The organism is Streptomyces sp. NPDC051576 (genome assembly GCF_040681835.1).
GTDB lineage: Bacteria > Actinomycetota > Actinomycetes > Streptomycetales > Streptomycetaceae > Streptomyces.
In genome coordinates this window covers 1-22,139 of sequence record NZ_JBFAZO010000010.1, presented here as the reverse complement: position 1 = coordinate 22,139, position 22,139 = coordinate 1, and the positions used below count along the sequence as shown (strand labels likewise).

At 70.5% G+C, this 22,139-nt stretch carries 18 protein-coding genes; 4 read left to right on the top strand and 14 right to left on the bottom strand.

Going from position 1 to position 22,139, the window contains the following annotated elements:
* Nucleotides 1-39 precede the first annotated feature (39 nt).
* The 14 genes from sepF to rsmH form a co-directional block, all read right to left on the bottom strand.
* Nucleotides 40-681, bottom strand: coding sequence for a cell division protein SepF (gene sepF / locus AB0M63_RS29680; RefSeq protein WP_355912628.1), 642 nt, complete (start codon nt 679-681; stop codon nt 40-42).
* A gap of 128 nt (nt 682-809) precedes the next feature.
* Complete coding sequence (locus AB0M63_RS29675) at nt 810-1,529, bottom strand: YggS family pyridoxal phosphate-dependent enzyme (protein ID WP_366021605.1); 720 nt, start codon at nt 1,527-1,529, stop codon at nt 810-812.
* Between the two features lie 6 nt (nt 1,530-1,535).
* Nucleotides 1,536-2,264, bottom strand: a complete 729-nt coding sequence (pgeF, locus tag AB0M63_RS29670; protein WP_366021604.1) for a peptidoglycan editing factor PgeF — start codon at nt 2,262-2,264, stop codon at nt 1,536-1,538.
* Nucleotides 2,261-3,451 (bottom strand): cell division protein FtsZ, encoded by a 1,191-nt coding sequence (gene ftsZ, locus AB0M63_RS29665; protein ID WP_355912637.1) that lies wholly within the window; start codon nt 3,449-3,451, stop codon nt 2,261-2,263. The genes pgeF and ftsZ overlap by 4 nt, the downstream gene beginning before the upstream one ends.
* Nucleotides 3,452-3,730: 279 nt before the next feature.
* Complete coding sequence (locus tag AB0M63_RS29660) at nt 3,731-4,525, bottom strand: FtsQ-type POTRA domain-containing protein (protein WP_355912640.1); 795 nt, start codon at nt 4,523-4,525, stop codon at nt 3,731-3,733.
* A 25-nt stretch (nt 4,526-4,550) separates the two neighbouring features.
* Nucleotides 4,551-5,642 carry an undecaprenyldiphospho-muramoylpentapeptide beta-N-acetylglucosaminyltransferase gene (murG, locus tag AB0M63_RS29655; protein ID WP_355912643.1) on the bottom strand — a complete coding sequence of 364 codons (1,092 nt, stop codon included), beginning with the start codon at nt 5,640-5,642 and terminating at the stop codon, nt 4,551-4,553.
* A 6-nt stretch (nt 5,643-5,648) separates the two neighbouring features.
* Nucleotides 5,649-7,016 carry a putative lipid II flippase FtsW gene (gene ftsW / locus AB0M63_RS29650; protein WP_355912646.1) on the bottom strand — a complete coding sequence of 456 codons (1,368 nt, stop codon included), beginning with the start codon at nt 7,014-7,016 and terminating at the stop codon, nt 5,649-5,651.
* Between the two features lie 21 nt (nt 7,017-7,037).
* On the bottom strand, nt 7,038-8,471 hold the full coding sequence (gene murD / locus AB0M63_RS29645) for a UDP-N-acetylmuramoyl-L-alanine--D-glutamate ligase (RefSeq protein WP_366021603.1): 1,434 nt from the start codon (nt 8,469-8,471) through the stop codon (nt 7,038-7,040).
* Nucleotides 8,453-9,526, bottom strand: a complete 1,074-nt coding sequence (gene mraY, locus AB0M63_RS29640; RefSeq protein WP_352183683.1) for a phospho-N-acetylmuramoyl-pentapeptide-transferase — start codon at nt 9,524-9,526, stop codon at nt 8,453-8,455. The genes murD and mraY overlap by 19 nt, the downstream gene beginning before the upstream one ends.
* On the bottom strand, nt 9,523-10,929 hold the full coding sequence (gene murF, locus AB0M63_RS29635; RefSeq protein ID WP_366021602.1) for a UDP-N-acetylmuramoyl-tripeptide--D-alanyl-D-alanine ligase: 1,407 nt from the start codon (nt 10,927-10,929) through the stop codon (nt 9,523-9,525). Before murF ends, mraY begins: the two co-directional genes overlap by 4 nt.
* A gap of 28 nt (nt 10,930-10,957) precedes the next feature.
* The gene (locus AB0M63_RS29630; RefSeq protein ID WP_366021804.1) at nt 10,958-12,478 is read right to left on the bottom strand and encodes a UDP-N-acetylmuramoyl-L-alanyl-D-glutamate--2,6-diaminopimelate ligase; all 1,521 of its coding nucleotides are present in this window, start codon (nt 12,476-12,478) and stop codon (nt 10,958-10,960) included.
* A 161-nt stretch (nt 12,479-12,639) separates the two neighbouring features.
* Nucleotides 12,640-14,610 (bottom strand): penicillin-binding protein 2, encoded by a 1,971-nt coding sequence (locus AB0M63_RS29625; protein WP_355912656.1) that lies wholly within the window; start codon nt 14,608-14,610, stop codon nt 12,640-12,642.
* 5 nt (nt 14,611-14,615) lie between these two features.
* Nucleotides 14,616-15,143, bottom strand: coding sequence for a hypothetical protein (locus AB0M63_RS29620; protein ID WP_366021601.1), 528 nt, complete (start codon nt 15,141-15,143; stop codon nt 14,616-14,618).
* Nucleotides 15,136-16,095 carry a 16S rRNA (cytosine(1402)-N(4))-methyltransferase RsmH gene (rsmH, locus tag AB0M63_RS29615; protein WP_355912662.1) on the bottom strand — a complete coding sequence of 320 codons (960 nt, stop codon included), beginning with the start codon at nt 16,093-16,095 and terminating at the stop codon, nt 15,136-15,138. Before rsmH ends, AB0M63_RS29620 begins: the two co-directional genes overlap by 8 nt.
* Before the next feature lie 416 nt (nt 16,096-16,511).
* Here rsmH and AB0M63_RS29610 point away from each other — a divergent pair, with 416 nt between their 5' ends.
* The 4 genes from AB0M63_RS29610 (at nt 16,512) to AB0M63_RS29595 (ending at nt 22,068) form a co-directional block, all read left to right on the top strand.
* Nucleotides 16,512-17,060: a carbonic anhydrase gene (locus AB0M63_RS29610; protein WP_355912665.1), complete on the top strand. Its 549-nt coding sequence runs from the start codon at nt 16,512-16,514 to the stop codon at nt 17,058-17,060.
* A 228-nt stretch (nt 17,061-17,288) separates the two neighbouring features.
* Nucleotides 17,289-18,326 (top strand): MoxR family ATPase, encoded by a 1,038-nt coding sequence (locus AB0M63_RS29605; protein ID WP_366021600.1) that lies wholly within the window; start codon nt 17,289-17,291, stop codon nt 18,324-18,326.
* A complete protein-coding gene (locus AB0M63_RS29600) occupies nt 18,326-19,690 on the top strand; it encodes a DUF58 domain-containing protein (protein ID WP_366021599.1) in 1,365 nt (454 codons plus the stop codon). Before AB0M63_RS29605 ends, AB0M63_RS29600 begins: the two co-directional genes overlap by 1 nt.
* Entirely contained in the window at nt 19,687-22,068 is a 2,382-nt protein-coding gene (locus tag AB0M63_RS29595; protein WP_366021598.1) for a DUF3488 and transglutaminase-like domain-containing protein, read from the top strand. The genes AB0M63_RS29600 and AB0M63_RS29595 overlap by 4 nt, the downstream gene beginning before the upstream one ends.
* The last annotated feature ends 71 nt before the right edge of the window (nt 22,069-22,139 follow it).

Genomic DNA, 22,139 nt, shown 5'->3' with positions numbered 1-22,139 from the left:
CCCTCTCCCCTGTTCCGTGCTTCCTAGCGGCTGTCTGTCTCAGCTCTGATTGAAGAACCCGCCCTCTGCGATGCGGGCCTTGTCCTCCGCCGTGACATCGACGTTAGCAGGCGACAACAGGAACACCTTCTGCGTCACCCGCTCGATGCTGCCGTGAAGACCAAACACCAAACCGGCCGCAAAGTCGACAAGTCGCTTCGCGTCTGTGTCATCCATCTCAGTCAGATTCATGATCACCGGGGTGCCTTCACGGAAGTGTTCCCCGATGGTACGGGCCTCGTTGTAGGTCCGGGGGTGAAGTGTGGTGATCCGGTAAGGCTCTCGTTCCGACACGACCTTGGGCATGATCACCGGTGCGTTCTTCTCCAGGGACTGGCGTTCTTGTGTGATGGATGCCACGGGCGCGATTCGCGCCGGACGCCCTGATTCCGTACCCAGTGAAGCGGAATGGGACACCGGATCACGAGGGGTCGAAGGCTGCACCACTCGTACCGGTTCGTCCCTTTGGGACTGATGAGGACTGTGCGACTGGTGCGACGGCTCGTGCCGTCGACGGTCCCGCTCGGGCTCCGGGTCCAGTTCGGGTTCGAAGTCGTCGTCGGGGTCGAATCCCCGGCCGTCGTACCCATCGTCCTCCACGAGGCCGAGGTAGACCGCCATCTTGCGCATCGCGCCGGCCATGCTCTGAGTCCTCCGCTCTGTGGTGGATCGGCTGACGACTGCCAAGTGCCCGCGATCCACGAGGTCGTTACGCCCGCCTTCGGCGGCATTGACCATATTTTCTGCTGTGGTCCGACTTCCTGGCGACGTTACCCGAGCCTGGGGCGCACGCCGAGTACCGCAGTGCCGACGCGTACATGTGTCGCTCCGGCTGCCACGGCCTGTTCGAGGTCCGCACTCATCCCTGCCGACACCATGTTCGCAGCAGGATGGGCTCGGCGCAGGTCAGTCGACAAATCCATCAACCGCTCGAACGCCTCCTGTTGGCGTCCCGCGTACTCGCCGGTGAGCGGAGCCACGGTCATCAGACCGTCGAGCCGCAGCCCCACAGACTCCGCGACCAGGTCGGCCAACTCCCGTACCCCGCCCGGCCCGACGCCACCCCGCTCGCCCCGCCCGCCGACTCCCGCGTCGAGCGCGATCTGGATGAGACAGCCCAGTTCGCGCCCGGACCGCTCGGCCTCCCTCGACAGCGCGGTGACGAGCCGGGAACGGTCGACCGACTGCACGACATCGGCATAACCGACCACGGATCGCACCTTGTTGGTCTGCAACTGACCGACGAAGTGCCAACTCAGCGGCAGATCCGCGCACTCGGCCGCCTTCGGGGCGGCGTCCTGGTCCCGGTTCTCGGCGACATGACGCACGCCCAGCTCCGCCAACGTCCGCACATCGCTCGCCGGATAGGTCTTGGTGACCACGATCAGGGTCACCTCTTCGCGCTTCCGCCCGGCCGCCGCACAGGCGGCGGCGATGCGCTCCTCGACTTTCGCCAGATTTACGGCGAGTTCGTGCCTACGGTCCGTCATGTGCCTTCAGTCCAGCCACACATAGCTCGCGAGCCGCCCGGTCGTGCGGTCGCGGCGGTACGAGAAGTGGTCGTCCGATTCACGGGTGCACACCGGAGACCGCTCGCGGTCGCGCACCCCGAGCCGGTCGAGCTGGGCGTGCGCTCCGGCGGTCACGTCGACCGCGGGAGTGCCCCAGCTCGTCTCGGCGTACGCCGCGGGTTCCACGGCGGCGACATCGGCGCGCATGTCCGCGGGTACCTCGTAGCACCGGCCGCAGACGGCGGGTCCGGTGCGGGCGACGATCCGGGCGGGATCGGCGCCGAGTTCCACCATGGCCCGTACGACGGCGGGGACCACCCCGGCGACCATGCCCGGGCGTCCGGCGTGGGCCGCGCCCGCGATCCCGGCGACCGGGTCGGCGAGCAGGACCGGCGTGCAGTCGGCGGTCAGCACGGCGAGGGCGAGTCCGCGGCGGGCGGTGACGAGCGCGTCGACGGAGGGGATGTCCGAGGAGCCCCAGGGCCCGTCGACGACCGCCACGTCCGCGCCGTGCACCTGGTTCATCCAGACCACCAGGGCCGGGTCCAAGCCCAGTGACTTGGCGGCCAGTTCACGATTGGTACGGACCGCGTCGGCGTCGTCGCCGACCGCTCCGCCGAGGTTGAGCTCCTCGTACGGAACGGCGCTCACCCCGCCCCACCTGTCGGTGAAGGCGAAGTGCGCGCCGCTCACGGTGTCGAGCTGTCCTATCACTTCAGGAAGTCCGGTACGTCCAGTTCCTCGGCGGCGCTGTCCGAGTAGGTCCGCGACGGCGGGACCGGCGGGGCGACCGGGAGGTCGGCGGCCGGCTCCGGGGTGGGCTCCGGCTCCTCCTTCGGCTTGACACTGCCGAGCGAGCCGAAGGACGGACGGCTCTCGGACTGCCGTACCGGAGTGGGCTCTTCGCGGCGGGCCGAGGACGAGCCCATGGTCGACTCGCGGCGGGTCGGGGGCTGGCCCCCGTCGAAGCCGGCCGCGATGACCGTGACCCGGACCTCGTCGCCGAGGGCGTCGTCGATGACCGCGCCGAAGATGATGTTGGCCTCGGGGTGGGCGGCCTCGCTGACCAGTTGGGCCGCTTCGTTGATCTCGAACAGGCCGAGGTCGGAGCCGCCGGAGATGGAGAGCAGGACGCCTCGGGCGCCGTCGATGGAGGCTTCGAGGAGCGGCGAGGAGATCGCCATCTCGGCCGCGGCCACCGCGCGGTCGTCGCCGCGGGCCGAGCCGATGCCCATGAGGGCCGAACCGGCCTCGGACATCACGGACTTGACGTCGGCGAAGTCGAGGTTGATCAGGCCGGGCGTGGTGATGAGGTCGGTGATGCCCTGGACGCCGGAGAGCAGGACCTGGTCCGCCGACTTGAAGGCGTCGAGGACCGAGACCTGGCGGTCCGAGATGGACAGCAGCCGGTCGTTCGGGATGACGATGAGGGTGTCGACCTCTTCGCGGAGTTCGGCGATGCCGTCCTCCGCCTGGTTGGCGCGGCGCCGTCCCTCGAAGGTGAAGGGGCGGGTGACCACGCCGATGGTGAGGGCGCCCAGGGAGCGGGCGATGTTGGCCACGACGGGGGCGCCGCCGGTGCCGGTGCCGCCGCCTTCGCCGGCCGTCACGAAGACCATGTCGGCCCCCTTGAGGACCTCCTCGATCTCCTCGCGGTGATCCTCGGCGGCCTTGCGGCCGACGGCCGGGTTGGCGCCGGCGCCGAGTCCGCGGGTGAGTTCGCGGCCGACGTCGAGTTTGACGTCGGCGTCGCTCATCAACAGCGCCTGCGCGTCGGTGTTGATGGCGATGAACTCGACGCCCTTGAGGCCGACCTCGATCATCCGGTTGATGGCATTGACACCACCGCCGCCGACACCGATGACCTTGATGACTGCGAGGTAGTTCTGCGGTGCTGCCACGTCGAAGGCCTCTCGCCTCGAATTACGTTGCCGTCGCCGTGCGGTTGCCCGCACCCCGACGACAGATGCCGAATGGGACGGTCCGTAGCGCCGACCCGAACCCTAACGTTGAAGTTTAGGGTTACCAGTGTGTCTGTTCCTTGAAGTCTTCTGAACAGGACACTAAGTCGACAAGTGGCGCACGTTCAACGAACACGCCGAACCTCCCGTTTTTCTTTTCACCCTATGTGATCAGCCGTAGCGCTGCCCAACCAGGGTGCTGGCCTGCGCGAATGTGCGTCAACTCCCGGCTGACGCAGGGGCGGTGGGAACACTTACGTCGAAGTGCCGGGCGCCGGAAGCTGCTTTCATGAGAGCGATGAGCGTGCGCGCCTTCGCCGCGCCCTTCTCCCCGCTTCCCCATGCGACGGTCCGGCCACCGCTCAACTCCAGTGAGATGTCGTCGTAGGAACGGACCTTGACGACCTGGGTGTCGCGCGCGACGGCGGCCGGAATGTCACCCGCGACCTCCACCGCCTCGCGGACGAGTCGGTCCTCGCCGAAGCGGCGCAGGCCGGCCGCGGACGAAGCCGACCGGGAGAGTGCCAATTCGAGGGTGGGGACGGACTTCGGCGGCGTGGAAACGGTCGCGAACCGCACGCCGTCGTCGTCCACTTCGACGAAGTTTCCGCCCTTTTTCACCACCAGCACCGGGCTGCGTTCGGTCACCTTCAGCCCGATTCCATGAGGCCAGGAACGGACGACGTCAACCGCGTCAATTCGGGGCAATTTCCTGCGGAGTCGGGCCTCGATCGCATCGGTGTCGACGGAAATCAGCGGTCCGCCGACCGGTACGCCGGCGGCTTCGCGCACCTGCTCGGGCGTCAGGACCTTCGTTCCGGAGACCGAGACCTTCTCCACCCGCAGCCACTGCGAGCCGTAGAGCAGCCAGACCGTGGCGGCGCCCAACAGGACTGCGGCCAGGGCGAGTACGACAATCAGACGAAGGCGCCGTGGTCCCAGGCGCCGGACAAGGGGCGGGCCGGACGACTCCTGTTGGCGTTCACCGCGCTCGGCGGTAGTCGGTCCGGCCACGCTGCCCTGCCTCTCTCACATATGACTAGCGATGCCGCGAGGCGATCGCCTCGTACACCATGCCGACGAGCAGGTCGTCGGCGTCCCGGCGGCCGAACTCGCTTGCCGCGCGCGACATCTCGTACAGCCGGTGCGGATCGGCGAGCACGGGCAGGACGTGGCCCTGGACCCACTCGGGCGTCAGTTCCGCGTCGTCGACCAGGAGTCCGCCGCCGGCCTTGACCACCGGCTGGGCGTTCAGCCGCTGTTCGCCGTTGCCGATGGGCAGCGGGACGTAGGCGGCCGGGAGTCCGACGGCGGAGAGTTCGGCGACGGTCATCGCGCCCGCGCGGCAGAGCATCATGTCGGCCGCGGCGTACGCGAGGTCCATCCGGTCCACGTACGGTACCGGGATGTAGGGGGGCATCCCCGGCATCTGGTGCACCTGCGGCAGTTCGTTCTTCGGGCCGACCGCGTGCAGGATCTGGATTCCGGCCTGTTGGAGCCAGGGCGCGACCCGCTCGACCACCTCGTTGAGGTGGCGGGCGCCCTGCGAGCCACCGGAGACCAGCAGCGTCGGCAGGTTCGGGTCGAGCCCGAACGCGGCCCGGGCCTCGGGCCGTACGGCCGCGCGGTCCAGGGTGGCGATCGAGCGGCGCAGCGGAATGCCGATGTAGCGGGCGTCGCGCAGCTTGCTGTCCGGGGTGGAGACGGCGACCTTGGCCGCGTACCGCGAGCCGATCTTGTTGGCCAACCCGGGCCGGGCGTTGGCCTCGTGGATCACGATCGGCACCCCGAGGCGCTTGGCCGCGAGGTAGCCGGGCAGCGCGACATAGCCGCCGAAGCCGACGACCGCGTCCGCCTTGGTGCGCTCCAGGATCTGCTCGGCCGCCTTGATCGTGCCGCGCAGCCGGCCCGGCACGGTGATCAGCTCGGGGGTGGGCTTGCGCGGCAGCGGTACGGCGGGGATCAGCGCGAGTTCGTAGCCCCGCTCGGGCACGAGACGGGTCTCAAGGCCGCGCTCCGTGCCCAGGGCCGTGATCCCCACGGTGGGGTCCTGCCTGCGCAGGGCGTCCGCGAGGGCGAGCGCCGGCTCGATGTGGCCGGCGGTCCCCCCACCGGCGAGTACGACATGCACCGAAATTCACCGCTCTCCGGACGGACGCGCCACCGGGGCACGCCGTCGCATCGTGTTCCATCTCCGGGGCGTCCGGCCGGAACCGGGTCCCCTGCCCCCCCGCTTTCTACCAAAGCGGGGTTGCCGCATCGCAAGCGCCGCCCGCGCAGCGGGGTCGTCGCGCGCGAAGGCGATCAGCAACCCGATGGCGAACATGGTCGGCAGCAGGGCGGAACCCCCGTAGGAGAACAGCGGGAGCGGGACGCCGGCGATCGGCAGCAGGCCGAGCACCGCACCGATGTTGATCACCGCCTGAGCGATGATCCAGGTGGTCACGCCTCCCGCGGCATACCTCACGAAGGGGTCCTCCGTGCGTCCGGCCACGCGGATACCCGCATAGCCTAGAGCCGCGAAGAGGGCGAGCACGGACAGCGTCCCCGCCAGGCCCAGTTCCTCACCGGTGACGGCGAAGATGAAGTCGGTGTGGGCTTCGGGGAGTTGACCCCATTTCTCCACACTCGCACCGAGCCCGGAGCCGAAGATCCCGCCCGAGGCCAGCGCGTAGATCCCGTGCACGGCCTGCCAGCAGTCGGCGACCCCGGTCTTGGGCTCGGTGGCGCCGATGCAGGCGAGCCGGGCCATCCGGTTGGGGCTGGTCTTGATGAGGATCACACCGATCGCGGCGGCGATCGACAGGACGCCGACGAAGAGCCGGGTCGGCGCACCGGCCAGCCAGAGCAGGCCGAACAGGATCGCGGTGAGGATGATCGCCGTACCCATGTCGCCGCCGAGCATGATCAGCCCGAGCAGCATGAACGCGACCGGCACCAGCGGCACCAGCATGTGCTTCCACTGGGCGAGCATCGCCTTGTCCTGCTTGCGGGCGAGCAGGTCGGCGCCCCACAGCACGAGGGCCAGCTTGCCGAACTCGCTGGGCTGGATCTGGAAGGAGCCGCCGAGCGAGATCCAGTTGCGGTTGCCGTTGACCGACATCCCTATCCCAGGCAACTGCACCAGCGCCATCATGAAGACGGCGCCCGCGAGGATCGGATAGGCCAGCGCCCGGTGCAGTTTGACCGGCATCCGCGAGGCGGCCAGCGCCAGCACCCCGCCGATACAGGCGGCGAGGAACTGTTTGCGGAAGAAGTACGAGCCGGGCAGCGAGAGTTGGAGCGCGGTGATCTGGGAGGCCGAGTAGACCATCACCAGACCCAGCACAGTGATCAGCACGCTGCCGCCGGCGATCAGGTAGTACGCGGTCAGCGGCCGGTCCCAGGCCCGGCGGGCGTTGGTGTACAGCCGGCGTACGGGGTTGTCGCGTACGGCCTTGGCAGCGGCGGGACGTCTGGGGGGCCGCTGCCGCACGGGCGGCCGGCCGGTACGACTACTGGGCATCAGCGCCTCCGCTTACGTCGGTCAGGCGCCGAGTTCGCGAACCGCCAGGGCGAACGCGTCACCGCGCTTGTTGTAGTTGGCGAACATGTCCATGGAGGCGCAGGCCGGGGCGAGCAGCACCGTGTCGCCGGCGGCGGCGAGCCGCTGTGCCTCCTGGACAGCCGCGAGCATCGCCCCAGTGTCGGTCCGGTCGAGGTCGACGACGGGTACTTCCGGGGCGTGTCGCGCGAGGGCTTGGGCGATCAGCGCCCGATCGGCACCGATCAGTACCACGCCCCGCAGCCGCTTCGCCGACTTGGCGACCAGTTCGTCGAAGATGGCGCCCTTGGCGAGCCCGCCCGCGATCCACACGATCGACGGGTAGGCCGCCAACGAGGCTTCCGCCGCATGGGTGTTGGTGGCCTTGGAGTCGTCGATGTAGGCGACGCCGTCCACATCGGCCACGTGCGCGATGCGGTGCGCGTCGGGCGTGAAGGCCCGCAGCCCGTCCCGTACGGCCTTGGCGGGCACCCCGAAGGCGCGCGCGAGGCCCGCCGCGGCAAGGGCGTTGGCGATGTTGTGCGGGGCAGGCGGGTTGACGTCGGAGACCTCGGCCAGCTCCTGGGCGTTCTTCTGCCGGTCCTCGACGAAGGCCCGGTCGACCAGGATGCCGTCCACGACGCCGAGTTGGGACGGCGCGGGGCTGCCCAGCGTGAACCCGACGGCCCGGCAGCCCTCCTCGACGTCGGCCTCGCGGACCAGGTCCTCGGTGGCCTTGTCGGCGACGTTGTAGACGCAGGCGACCCGATTGCCTTCGTAAATACGGCCCTTGTCGGCGGCGTACGCCTCCATGGAGCCGTGCCAGTCGAGGTGATCGGGCGCCAGGTTCAGGACGACGGCGGAGTGCGCGCGCACCGAGGGCGCCCAGTGGAGCTGATAGCTCGACAGTTCGACGGCGAGGACGTCGTACTGCTCGTCCCCGAGGACGGCGTCGAGCACCGAGACCCCGATGTTGCCGATCGCCGCCGTGCGCAGGCCCGCCGCCTTCAGGATCGAGGCGAGCATCTGGACCGTGGTGGTCTTGCCGTTGGTGCCGGTGACGGCCAGCCAGGGAGCCGCGTCGGGGCCACGCAGGCGCCAGGCGAGTTCTACGTCGCCCCAGACCGGAACGCCCGCTTCACGGGCCGCCGTGAACAGCGGCTTGTCGGGCTTCCAGCCGGGGGTGGTGACGATCAGTTCGGTGCCGTCGGGCAGGGTCGCGCCGTCGCCGAGGCGCACGATGATGCCGAGCGCCTCCAGGTCGGCCGCCTGGGCCCGGGAGCGCTCGTCGTCGCCGTCGTTGACGACCGTGACGTGCGCGCCGAGGCCGTGCAGGACCTTGGCCGCCGGGATCCCGGAGACACCGAGTCCGGCGACGGTGACGTGCTTGCCCTCCCAGGAGAGCCCCTGCCCTTCGGTCACTTTTCCGCTGCCCATCCCGCGTAGAAGAGGCCCAGGCCGACGATCACGCAGATGCCCTGGATGATCCAGAAACGGACCACCACGAGCACTTCGGACCAGCCCTTGAGTTCGAAGTGGTGCTGGAGCGGGGCCATTCGGAAGACCCGCTTGCCGGTGAGCTTGAAGGAGCCGACCTGGATGACCACCGACATGGTGATCAGGACGAAGAGGCCACCCATGATGGCGACCAGCAGCTCCGTGCGGGAGAGGATCGCCAGACCGGTGAGGACACCGCCGAGGGCCAGCGAACCGGTGTCCCCCATGAAGATCTTGGCCGGCGACGTGTTCCACCACAGGAAGCCCAGGCAGGCGCCCATCAGCGCGGAGGCGATGACCGCGAGGTCGAGCGGATCGCGTACCTCGTAGCAGGCGTTCGGGTTGGTCAGGGTCTGCGCGTTGGCGCAGGACTCCTGGAACTGCCAGACGCCGATGAAGGTGTAGGCGCCGAAGACCAGCACCGAGGCGCCGGTGGCCAGGCCGTCCAGACCGTCCGTCAGGTTCACGCCGTTCGACATCGCGAGGATCATGAACAGCGCCCAGATCACGAACAGGATCGGGCCGATCTTCCAGCCGAAGTCCGTGATGAACGACAGCTTCGTCGAGGCCGGGGTGTTGCCGCGGGCGTCCTGGAACTGCAGCGCGAGCACCGCGAAGCTGATGCCGACGATCAGCTGGCCGGCCATCTTCGCCTTGGCCCGCAGGCCCAGCGAACGCCGCTTGACGATCTTGATGTAGTCGTCGAGGAAGCCGACGAGTCCCATCCCGACCATCAGACCGAGTACCAGCAGACCCGAATAGGTCGGCGTGTAGCCGGTGATGACCTTGGACAGGAAGTACGCGGCGACCGTCGCGAAGATGAAGGCGATACCGCCCATCGTCGGCGTACCGCGCTTGCTGGCGTGCTCACGCGGGCCGTCGTCGCGGATGTACTGGCCGTAGCCCTTGCGGGCCAGCAGCTTGATCAGCAGCGGGGTGCCCACCAGGGTCAGGAACAGGCCGATGACTCCTGAGAACAGGATCTGCTTCATCATCGGGCGGCAACCTCACCCTCGGTACCGGCCTCGACGAGCGCCTGCGCCACGCTCTCCAGACCGACCGACCGGGACGCCTTCACGAGAACGACGTCTCCCGGGCGCAACTCGCTGCGCAACAGGTCGACCGCCGCCTGTGCGTCGGACACGTGCACCGACTCCTCACCCCACGAACCCTCGTTATATGCGCCCAGTTGCAGCCAGGACGCTTCCCTGCCCCCGACCGCGACGAGCTTGCCGACATTGAGCCGGACGGCGAGCCGTCCGACCGCGTCGTGCTCGGCGAGCGCCTCGTCCCCGAGCTCGGCCATCTTGCCGAGCACCGCCCAGGTCCGCCGCCCCTTGCCCATGGCCGCGAGCGCGCGCAAGGCGGCTCGCATGGACTCGGGGTTCGCGTTGTAGGCGTCGTTGACGATGGTCACGCCGTCCGGTCGCTCGGTGACCTCCATCCGCCAGCGGGAGAGGGAGCCCGCCTCGGAGAGCGCGGTGGCGATCTCGTCTGCGGACATGCCCAGCTCATGGGCGACGGCGGCCGCGGCGAGCGCGTTCGACACGTGGTGCTCACCGTACAGGCGCATGGTCACTTCGCTGCACCCGGAGGGTGTGCGAAGGCTGAAGGCGGGCTGTCCGCTGTCCGTGAGTCGCACGTTCTCGGCGCGTACGTCCGCTTCGCCGGACTCTCCGAAAAGGATCACCTTCGCCTTCGTACGGGACGCCATGGCCCGTACGAGAGGATCGTCTGCGTTGAGGATCGCGGCGCCGTTCTCCGGCAGCGCCTCCACGAGTTCACCCTTTGCCTGCGCGATCTGCTCCCGGCCGCCGAACTCGCCGATGTGGGCGGTGCCGACGTTGAGGACGAGGCCGATCTGCGGGGGCGTCAGATCCGTGAGGTAGCGGATGTGGCCGATGCCGCGGGCGCCCATCTCCAGGACGAGGAACCTCGTCTCGTCGGTGGCGCTCAGCGCGGTCAGCGGCAGCCCGATCTCGTTGTTGAACGATCCCGGTGTGAACACCGTGGGCGCCTTGCGGGCGAGCACCTGGGCGATGAGGTCCTTGGTGCTGGTCTTGCCCGCCGAGCCGGTGAGGGCCACCAGGGTCGCGCCGAGCCGTCGTACGACATGACGGGCGAGGGCGCCCAGGGCGCTCTGGACGTCGTCCACGACGATCGCGGGGACGCCGACCGGGCGGGAGGCCAGGAGGGCCACGGCGCCCGCCTCGACGACCGCGTGTCCGAAGTCGTGGCCGTCGACGCGCTCGCCGACGAAGGCGACGAAGAGGCTGCCGGGTCGTACCTCCCGGGAGTCGCGGACCACCGGGCCGGTGACCTGGACGGACGGATCCGGTATGTCGTGCGTCTGCCCGCCGACGACTGCTGCGATCTCGGCGAGGGAGAGGGCGATCACAAGTTCATCCCCTGGGTCTTCTGGATTTTCATCCCTGGGTGTTCTGGATGGCTTCGCGAAGCACCTGGCGGTCGTCGAAGGGACGGACCACTCCGGCGATGTCCTGGCCCTGCTCGTGGCCCTTGCCCGCGACCAGCACGGTGTCGCCTGGCCGTGCGCGGGCGACGGCGGCGGCGATGGCGGCGGCCCGGTCCTCGAAGACCTGGACCTCGCCCCGCTCGTGCGCCGGCACGGAGGCCGCGCCCTGGAGCATGGTGGCGAGGATCGCGAGGGGGTCCTCGGAGCGGGGGTTGTCGGAGGTCAGTACGGCGGTGTCGGCGAGCCGGGCCACGGCGGCGCCCATCGGCTCGCGCTTGGTCCTGTCCCGGTCCCCGCCGCAGCCGAGCACGACGTGCACCCTGCCCTCGGTGACCTTGCGCAGCGCGCGCAGGACCGATTCGACGGCGTCCGTCTTGTGGGCGTAGTCGACGACCGCGAGATACGGCTGTCCGGCGTCCACCCGCTCCAGGCGGCCCGGCACGCCCGGCACGGCGGCGATGCCGTCGGCGGCGAGCTGCGGGTCGAGGCCCGCGGTGGCCAGGGCGGCGATCGCGGCGAGGGTGTTGGCCACGTTGAAGGAGCCCGCGAGCGGTGACCTGGCGGTGATCAGCTCGCCCTTGGGGCCGACCGCGGTGAACGTCGAGTCCATCGGGCCGACTTCGACGTCCTCGGCGCGCCAGTCGGCGTCCGGGTGGCCCTCGGCGGAGTAGGTGACCACGGGGACCGTGGCCTCGCGGGCGAGCCTGCGGCCGTACTCGTCGTCGAGGTTGACCACGCCCTGGCGGCTGCGTTCGGGGGTGAACAGCCTGGCCTTGGCCTGGAAGTAGTCCTCCATGCCGGAGTGGAACTCCATGTGCTCCGGGCTGAGGTTGGTGAAGACCGCGATGTCGAAGACACAGGCGTCGACCCGGCCGAGGACCAGCGCATGGCTGGAGACCTCCATGGCGACCGCGTCGACCCCGCGCTCGCGCATGACCGCGAACAGCGCCTGGAGATCGGTGGCTTCGGGGGTCGTGCGCTCCGACTTGATGCGCTCGTCGCCGATGCGCGTCTCGACCGTGCCGATCAGGCCGGTGGACCGGACCGTCTTCAGGCCGCCCTCGACGAGATACGCGGTGGTGGTCTTGCCGGAGGTACCGGTGATACCGATCTGGAGCAGCTCGCGGCCGGGGTGGCCGTAGATCGTGGCCGCCAGCTCGCCCATCTGCCCGCGCGGGTCGGCAACGACCAGCACCGGCAGGCCCGTTGCGGCCGCCCGGTCGGCGCCGGCCGGGTCCGTCAGGACGGCCACGGCGCCGAGGCCGGCGGCCTGGGTGACGAAGTCGGCGCCGTGCAGGCGGGCGCCGGGCAGCGCGGCGTACAGGTCGCCGGGGCGGACGGCGCGCGAGTCATGGGTGATGCCCGTGACGTCGGCGGTCGTCGTCGGCTCGGCGGCGCCCAGTTGACCGGCGAGTTCCGCGAGGGGTGTGGCGGAGAGCTGCGCCGGCCTGGGCGGTCCCGGATATGTCACGGATGCGCCCTTCTGGGGGGTTTGGGACTGATCGGCGGTTGGCACGGCGGTGAGCGTACCGGGCGCACCCGCCCCGGGGCGAAGCGAGGGGCGGGGTGCGTCCTGGTTCCCGGACTGGGAGGTGATCATGGTCACGGATCGGTTCCTGGCTGTTGCGCTGATCAGGGAGTGAAGGTCACGGGCAGGTTCGCGGCCTTCGCCCCGGTGGGCGGGACCTGGAGGGTCTTGAGGGCGAACTCCATCACCTGCTTGTAGATCGGTCCGCAGATCTGACCGCCGAAGTAGCTTCCGCTGGTGGCGTTCTGGATCGCGCAGTAGACGGTGATGCGGGGGTTGTCGGCGGGCGCGAACCCGGCGAACGACGAGGTGTAGCCCTTGTACTTGCCGGTGGCCGGATCCACGCGGTTGGCGGTGCCGGTCTTGCCCGCGACCCGGTACCCCGGAATGGCGGCCTTACCGCCCGTGCCCTGCTCGTCGTCCACCACGGACTCCAGCATCTGGGCGAGGGTCTTCGCCGTCTTCGCACTGATGACCCGGGTCTTCTTGGGCGTCGCCGCGGGCGTGAAGCGGCCGTCGGGCCCCTTCGTGCCGCGCACCAGGGTGGGTTCGACGCGGACTCCGCCGTTGGCGACCGTCGAGTACACGGAGGCCGCCTGGAGCGCGTTGAGGGACATGCCCTGACCGAAGGGGATCGTGTACTGCTGCGAGGTCGACCACTTGGAGGCGGGCGCGAGGATGCCCTTGGTCTCGCCGGGGAAGCCGAGGCCGCTGTAGCTGCCGATGCCGAACTTGCGCAGATACGAGTACAGGACCTGGTTGGACTGCGCCTGCGTCTTGCCGAGTTGGCCGGCCGCCTCGATGGTGCCGATGTTGCTGGACTTGGCGAGGACGCCGTTGAGCGTCAGGTTCCAGGTCGCGTGGTCCACGTCGTCCTGGAAGAGCCGGTCGCCGCGGTGCAGCCGGTTCGGCACGACGACATGCGTCAGCGGGGTGGCCACGTTCTCCTGGAGTACGGCGGCCATCGTCATGACCTTGGCGGTGGAACCGGGCTCGAAGGCGTCCTGGAGGGCCGCGTTGCCCAGAGAGGCCGCGTTGGCCTGGGCGAGGTCGTTCGGGTCGAAGCCGGGCGCGTTGGCCATGGCGAGGATCTCTCCGGTGCGGGTGTCCTGCACTATCACGTACCCGCGATCCGCCTTGGACTTCTTGACCTGCTCGGTGATGGCGTTCTGCGCCGCCCACTGGATGTCCCGGTCGATGGTCAGCTCGACATCGGAACCGGGCACCGCGGGCGTCTCGGTGGAGCCCGCGGTGGGCACCTGGAGGCCGCCGGACTGGGCGTAGCGGACCTTGCCGTCCTTGCCCGTGAGGTCCTTGTTCAACTGCTGCTCGACCCCGCCGCCGCCCTTGCCGTCGGCGTTGACCCAGCCCAGTATCCCGGCGGCGAGATCGCCGTTCGGGTACACGCGCTTGGTGGTGGGGACGGCGAGGACACCGGCCAGGACGTTGACCGTCGTCGGGTCGGTCCCGGACTTGGTGGTGAGCGCGGACTTCAGGTCCTTGATCTGCTTCCAGACCTGCGGGGTCTGCCGGTTGGCGAGCACCACGTAGCGCAGGTTCTTGTTCGCCGGCCTGAGCTTCTTGACGAGGGAGGCCTGGTCCACGCCGAGGATCGGGGAGAGGAGGGCGGCCGCCTGTTCGGGCCCGTCGTCGATCTTCAACTGCTTGCGTGTGAAGAGCGTCGGGTCGGCGGTGATCGTGTACGCGTCCACGCTGGTCGCGAGGGCCACCCCGGAGCGGTCGGTGATCTCACCGCGCTCGGCGGCCAGGACGTAGTCGACGTACCGGTTCTGCGCGGCCTTGGCGGCGTACGCGCTCGCGTCGACGGCCTGCACCTGGAGCAGCCGTACGACGAAGGCGATCAGGACGAGGGTCAGCCCGAGGCTGATCATGCGCAGCCGGGGACGGGGGCTGCCGAGCCGGAGGGAGCGGGGGCCGCCCGGGCGGGCCGATGGCGGAGGCGATGCCGGGCGGCGGGCCGGGCGGGCGCCGGGTCCGGGGCGGCGCCGGGCATCGGGGCGTTCGGCCCTGGCCGGTCCTGGCACTCGGCGGCGCGGCGGTTCCCTGTCGGACACTTCCGTCACCTGCCGGGGGTTGTCGGGGTGGAGGACTGGGGTGTGGAGGGCTGGGCGGGCTGTACAGACCTGGTCGCGGCCGGAGTGGACACGACGGTTGTGGGGCTCGGGCTGCTGACGAGCGCCTCGGGGGCGAGGACCAGCGGCGCCTCCACCGAGGTCTTCGCGGCGGTGGCCTGCTCGGGGACACCCTTCACGGTGCCGTTCGGGTCGAGGAAGGCGGGGTCTCCGCCCGGCACCATGCCCAGCTCGTGGGCGCGGCGCTGGAGGGCGTCGGGAGCGGAGTAGGCGTCGATGTCCCGCTGGAGGGCCTGTTCCTCGTCGGTGAGGCTCTTCGTCTGCTTCTGGAGGTCGTCCAGCTTGAACTGCCCTTCGCTGAGCGCGGAGTTCAGCACGAGCAGGCCGATCAGGCCGCCGCCGAGGAGGAGCACGACAAGGAGCACGAACGGGGTCCGGGCCGCCTGTCCGGGGCCGGTCGGGAAAAGCCGCGCGAGACGCGCGGCCCTGCCCCTCAGTTCGGGTTTCCTACTCAACGACGTCCTCCCTGATGCGCTGAGCCCCCCGCAGTCGCGCGGGGGCCGCCCGCCGGTTCTCGGCGACCTCTTCCTCGGTGGGAAGTTCGGCACCGCGCGTCAGGAGCTTGAGCCGGGGCTGGTACCGCTCGGGCACGACCGGCAGCCCAGGAGGCGCGGTGTTGGCGGCGCCGGCCGCGAACACCTGCTTCACCAGGCGGTCTTCGAGCGAGTGGTACGACAGAACGGCGATCCGGCCGCCCACGGCAAGGGACTTCACCGCGGCGGGGATCGCGCTCTCCAGGACGGAGAGTTCGCCGTTGACCTCGATGCGCAGCGCCTGGAAGGTGCGCTTGGCGGGGTTGCCGCCGGTGCGCTTGGCGGCCTGGGGCAGCGAGTCGCGGATGAGTTCGACGAGCCGCGCGCTGTTGGAGAAGGGCTCCTTGTCGCGCTCCCGGACGACCGCGGACACGATCCGCTTGGCCTGCTTCTCCTCGCCGTACGCCCGCAGGATCCGCACGAGCTCACCGGCCGGGTAGGTGTTGAGGACCTCGGCGGCGCTGATGCCGGTCGTCTGGTCCATGCGCATGTCCAGGGGCGCGTCCTGGGCGTAGGCGAAGCCGCGGTCGGCCTCGTCGAGCTGCATGGAGGAGACGCCGAGGTCGAACAGGACGCCTTCGACGCGCGGGATGCCGAGGCGGTCGAGCACCTCGGGCAGTTCGTCGTAGACGGCGTGCACGAGGATGGCGCGGTCGCCGAAGGGGGCGAGGCGCTCGCCGGAGAGGCGCAGGGCCTCCTTGTCGCGGTCGAGGGCGACGAGGCGGGCCTCGGGGAACCGGGTGAGCAGTGCCTCGCTGTGCCCGCCGAGGCCGAGGGTGCAATCGACGACCACCGCTCCCGGCCGCTCCAGCGCGGGGGCCAACAGGTCCAGGCACCGCTGGAGCATCACCGGGACGTGTCGACTGTTGCTCAAGGGGCCCTCTCAGGTCCGGCGGGCCCGTACGCACCGCCGGGTCCCCGCCCGCTCATGAAGGGGAGGCCCGCCGGCGCCGGAAGCGTCGGCCGACCGGGAGCGGGAGGAGGCCGAGCCGTACGTACGCGCCGCGCACGTGGGGAGAATCCGGAAAATCGCCGGGGTCTCCGGGAAAAGTCCAGCAGGGAGAGCCTCGCCTCCCGCTCCGCGCAACTTTAGTCCACGCTGTCTCACGGTCAATCAACCGGCCTGCGCGTCGCGGGCCGGGGTGCGCGTGAAGCCTCAGAACGGGAGGAATCACCCACACAGGGGCACCCCCGCCACCCGTGTGGGTTACCTCACAAGTGGACGCAATGACGCTCTTTTTCCCTTCCCGTACCGCGACCGAACGGCCGGTGACCAGTACCGTCATAGGTATGACGACCTCCGCATCCGTACCCACAGAGTCCGAAGGCGCCATAGTCGACGGCGGGACCGTGACCGACCGCCTGGTCGAGGCGAACGGCCAGTACGCCGCCGCGTTCACCGATCCGGGGATGGACGCCCACCCCGTCCTCCAGGTGGCCGTGGTGGCGTGCATGGACGCCCGTCTCGACCTGCACGCGGCGCTCGGCCTCCAGCTCGGCGACTGCCACACCATCCGCAACGCGGGCGGTGTCGTGACCGACGACGTCATCCGTTCCCTCACCATCAGCCAGCGGGCGCTGGGCACCCGCAGCGTCGTGCTCATCCACCACACCGGCTGCGGCCTGGAGTCCCTCACCGAGGAGTTCCGGCACGACCTGGAGATGGAGGTCGGCCAGCGCCCCGCCTGGGCGGTGGAGGCCTTCCGGGACGTGGAACAGGACGTACGCCAGTCCATGCAGCGTGTGCGCACCTCGCCCTTCCTGCTGCACACTGATGATGTGCGCGGCTTCGTCTTCGACGTGAAGTCGGGTCTGCTGCGCGAGATCGACCCCGCCTGACGCGCCCGCCCGCCCCGAAAACGTCACCGCCCGGACCGCTCAAAAGGTCGTAAGACCCGACAAAGCGAAGGCAGTTGTCCACAGGCGAGTGACACGAACCGGTAACGGCAACAAGAATGCGGGTGTGGCGTCGCGCGGAACTTTTCCCGCGCGGTGTCCGTGTTTCGGGGTGGGCCGGTCCGCATCACAGGCGTCGGCCCATGGAAAGAACGGGCCGAGGAGGGCCGGGTGACGACCTATGACGATCGAGCGAGCCTTACAGATCTGACCGCCACTGTGGAGCGTGTCCGCAGTTCGGTGGAAGGAGTGATCGAGGGCAAGCCCGAGGTCGTACGGCTTTCGCTGACCGTGCTGCTCGCCGAGGGACATCTTCTGATCGAGGACGTTCCGGGCGTGGGCAAGACGATGCTGGCCAAGGCGCTGGCGCGGTCGATCGACTGTTCGGTGCGGCGAATCCAGTTCACGCCCGACCTGCTGCCCTCGGACATCACCGGTGTGTCCATCTGGGACCAGCAGCAGCGGGACTTCGAGTTCAAACCGGGCGCCATCTTCGCGCAGATCGTGATCGGCGACGAGATCAACCGCGCCTCGCCGAAGACCCAGTCCGCGCTCCTGGAGTCCATGGAGGAGCGCCAGGTCACCATCGACGGCCAGACCTACGAACTGCCCAGCCCCTTCATGGTGGTCGCCACGCAGAACCCGGTCGAGATGGAGGGCACCTATCCGCTGCCCGAGGCCCAGCGCGACCGCTTCATGGCCCGGGTCTCCATCGGCTATCCCAGCGCGGAGGCCGAGTTGCAGATGCTGGACATCCACGGCGGGGTGAACCCGCTCGACGACCTCCAGCCCGTGGCCCACGCGCACGACATCGTGAAGCTGGTCGAGGCGGTCCGCGGCGTCCATGTCGCCGACCCGGTGCGCAGGTACGCGGTGGACCTGGTCTCCGCAACCCGCAACCACCCCGACCTCAGACTCGGCGCCTCCCCGCGCGCGACGCTGCACCTGCTGCGCGCGGCGAAGGCATCCGCCGCCCTGAGCGGCCGTGAGTACGCGCTGCCGGACGACATCCAGGCGCTCGCGGTCGCGGTCCTGGCCCACCGCCTGCTGCCCACCGCGCAGGCCCAGCTCAACCGTCGTACGGCGGAGCAGGTCGTCCAGGAGATCATCCAGAGCACCCCCGTGCCCGCGGCGCCCCCGCAGCAGAGCAGCTTCGGCATGGGCCGCGGCACACCGTCCTACGGCGAGCAGCCGCCCCGGAGGCTGTGATGGCCCCGGCGGGACCGGGCCACCCGGAGCCCGAGCGGGACGAGAAGGGCGGGATCCGCACGGCGCTGGCCGGGCTGACCACCCGCGGGCGCTCCTTCCTGGCCGCCGGTATCGCCGCCGCCGTCTGCGCGTACGTCCTGGGGCAGGGCGATCTGCTCCGGGTCGGGCTGCTGCTGGCCGTGCTGCCCCTGGTCTGCGCGACCGTGCTCTACCGCACCCGCTACCGGGTCGCCGGCAGCCGCCGGCTCTCCCCCGCGCGCGTGCCGGCCGGCAGCGAGGCCCGCGTCCATCTCCGGATGGACAACGTGTCGCGGCTGCCCACCGGCCTGCTGATGCTCCAGGACCGGGTGCCGTACGTGCTCGGTCCGCGTCCCCGCTTCGTCCTGGACCGGGTCGAGGCGGGCGGCCGCCGCGAGGTGTCCTACCGGGTCCGCTCCGACCTGCGCGGCCGCTACCCCCTGGGCCCGCTGCAACTGCGCCTGACGGACCCCTTCGGGATGTGCGAACTGACCCGCTCCTTCTCGACCTTCGACACCCTGACGGTCATCCCGCGCGTGGAGGCCCTGCCCCCGGTCCGCCTCAGCGGCGAGGCCAAGGGCTACGGCGACGGACGCAACCGCTCGCTGGCGCTGGCCGGCGAGGACGACGTGATCCCGCGCGGCTACCGCTACGGCGACGACCTGCGCCGAGTGCACTGGCGCTCCACCGCGCGCTACGGCGAGCTGATGGTGCGCCGCGAGGAGCAGCCCCAGCGCGCCCGCTGCACGGTGCTCCTCGACACCCGGGGCATCGCCTTCGCGGGCCAGGGCCCCGACTCGGCCTTCGAGTGGGCCGTCTCCGGCGCCGCCTCCGTCCTGGTGCACATGCTGGAACGGGGCTTCTCCGTACGGCTGTTGAGCGACACCGGCAACTCGGTGCCGGGCCAGGACGCCGACGGGTTCGCGGGCGCGAGCCAGGAGTCGGCGGACGCGGCCGGGCTGATGATGGACACCCTCGCGGTGATCGACCACTCGGACGGCTCGGGCCTGTCCCGTGCCTACGACGTCCTGCGCGGCGGAAACGAAGGGCTGCTGGTGGCCTTCTTCGGCGACCTCGACGAGGAACAGGCGGCGGTCGTCGCCCGGATGCGGCAGCGCAGCGGGGGCGCCCTCGCCTTCGTGCTGGACAGCGAGGGCTGGGTGCGCGAGCCGACCGACGTCCCCGGTGCGGGCGAACAGTCCGACGAGCGGCTGCGGATGCTCCGGGACGCGGGCTGGACCGCCGTGGGCGTACCGCGCGGCGCGTCCCTGACCGAGCTGTGGCAGCGGGCCGACCGGGAGCGGAACGGCATCACCGCGGCCGGCCTCGGGGAGGGATGGGCGTGAGCGGGCGGGCACGACTGGCACTGTGGGCCTGGGCCGCCACACTGATGGCGTCCTGCGCCCTGATGCCCCTGGTCTCCCCGGCGATCTGGATCTTCCAGGCCGCCTTCCTGCTGGCGATCCAGACCGGGGTGGGCGCGGCGACCCGCCGGGTCCCGCTGGCCCGGCCGCTGACCGTCGCGGCACAGGCCCTGGTCACGCTGCTGATGCTGACCCTGGTCTTCGCCCGCGAGCAGGCCCTCGCCGGGATCGTCCCGGGCCCCCAGGCCTTCCAGCACTTCGCCGACCTGCTGCAGCAGGGTTCCGACGACGTCTCCCGGTACGCGATCCCGGCACCGCTGCACGACGGCATCCGACTGATGATCATCGGCGGTGTCCTGGTCATCGGCCTCGCGGTGGACGCCCTCGCGGTCACCTTCCGCAGCGCGGCCCCGGCCGGACTGCCGCTGCTCGCCCTGTACTCGGTCGCCGCCGGGCTGTCCGACAGCAGCGCCGACTGGCTGTGGTTCCTGCTCGCCGCCGCGGGCTATCTGCTGCTGCTCCTGTCCGAGGGCCGGGACCGACTCGCCCAGTGGGGCCGGGTGTTCGGCGGGGCGCCGCGCACCACCCCGGGCTCGGAGTCCCCGGGCCCGCTCGCGCCGGTGCGCACCGGGCGACGGATCGGCGCGGTCGCGATGGCCATCGCCCTGCTGCCGCTGCCCACGATCTCGGGCGGTCTGCTGGACGCCGCCGGGACCGGAGTGGGCTCGGGCACCGGGAACGGCGGGACGATCTCCGCGGTGAACCCCCTGGTCTCGCTCCGGGACAGCCTGAACGTGGACGAGAACCGCCAGGTCCTGTCCCTGCGCACCAACACGAACGACATCTCGGACATGTATCTGCGGATCGTGTCCCTGGACGACTTCGACGGCACCACCTGGAAGCCGACGTCGCGGCACATCGAAGGCGTGCCGAGCACGTTCCCCACCCCGACCGGCCTCGGCGCCGACGTCAAGCGCTCGGAGATCAAGACCCGGATCTCGGCCGCCGGCTGGTACGCCCAGGACTGGCTGCCGATGCCGTATCCGCCCAGCGGCGTGAGCATCGACGGCAGTTGGCGCTACGAGCCCGTGGGCATGACCGTCGTCGGCGATCACGGGCAGAACACACGCGGGGTGACCTACGAGGTCAAGAGCCTGGACGTGCAGCCGACCGCGGACCAGTTGGCCACGGCGCCCGAGCCGTCGAAAACGCTGAGGGACCAGTACACGAAGGTGCCGAAGTCCCTGCCGGCGGTGGTGGCGGAGACCGCCCGCCAGGTCACCGCGGGTGCGACCAGTCACTACGAGCAGGCGGTCAAGCTCCAGGACTACTTCGCGGTGACCGGCGGCTTCCAGTACGACACCCAGGTGGACGTCGGCACCGGCCGCAACGCGATCGCCAAGTTCCTGAAGGAGAAGCAGGGCTTCTGCGTCCACTTCTCCTTCGCGATGGCGGCGATGGCCCGCACGCTGGGCATTCCGGCCCGGGTCGCGGTGGGCTTCGCACCGGGCACCGTGGAGGCGGACGGCACGGTGTCGGTGGGCCTGAAGGACGCGCACGCCTGGCCCGAGCTGTACTTCGAGGGCATCGGCTGGACCCGCTTCGAACCGACCCCCAACCGCGGCTCGGTCCCGTCGTACACCCAGTCGACGACGCCCGGCAGCGACATCCCGGACCCGGCCCGCCCCTCGACCTCGACGAGCACGGCGCCCTCCGCGGCCCCCTCGGCCAGCGAGAGCTGCACGGCCCAGTTGCGGAAGCTGGACGGCTGCGCGAGCCAGGCCCCGGCGATCGCGGCGGGTGACGACGGCCCGAACTTCTGGGCGTACGTGTCGATAGTGCTGCTGACGCTGGGCGCGCTGGCGCTGCTGTCACTCCCGTTCGCGCCGATGCTGTGGCGGACCCGGATGCGATCCGTACGGCTGGGCGCGCACGGACGTACGGAGGCGGAGGCGGCGATCCACACCCTGGCCGTCTGGGAGGAACTGACCGACACCGCCTGGGACTTCGGGATCTCGCCCGACGAATCGCTGACCCCGCGCAGGGCGGCCGCCCGGATCGTGGCACTCGGGCGGCTCGATCCGCCGACCACCGCCGCGGTGCACCGGGTGGCGGACGCCGTGGAGCAGGTTCTCTACGCGCCCCGGCCGAGCATGACGGCCGGGCTCGTGAAGGACGCCCGTCGGGTGGTCGTCGGGTTCCAGGACACGGCCGGCCGTGGCACGCGGGTGCGCGCAGTGGTCCTCCCGCGCTCGACCGTCCGGGTGGTGTGGGCGCTGTCGGCCTGGTGGACGTCGGTGACGACGCGGGCGGCGGCGCTGCGGCCGGCCCCGCGCAAGCCGTCCCCGCAGAAGGGCTGACCGGCAGGACGCGAGTGAGGGGGTGACTCGTCATGCGGCCGGTCGGCGCCCTCCTCTTCGGCCTGTGGGCG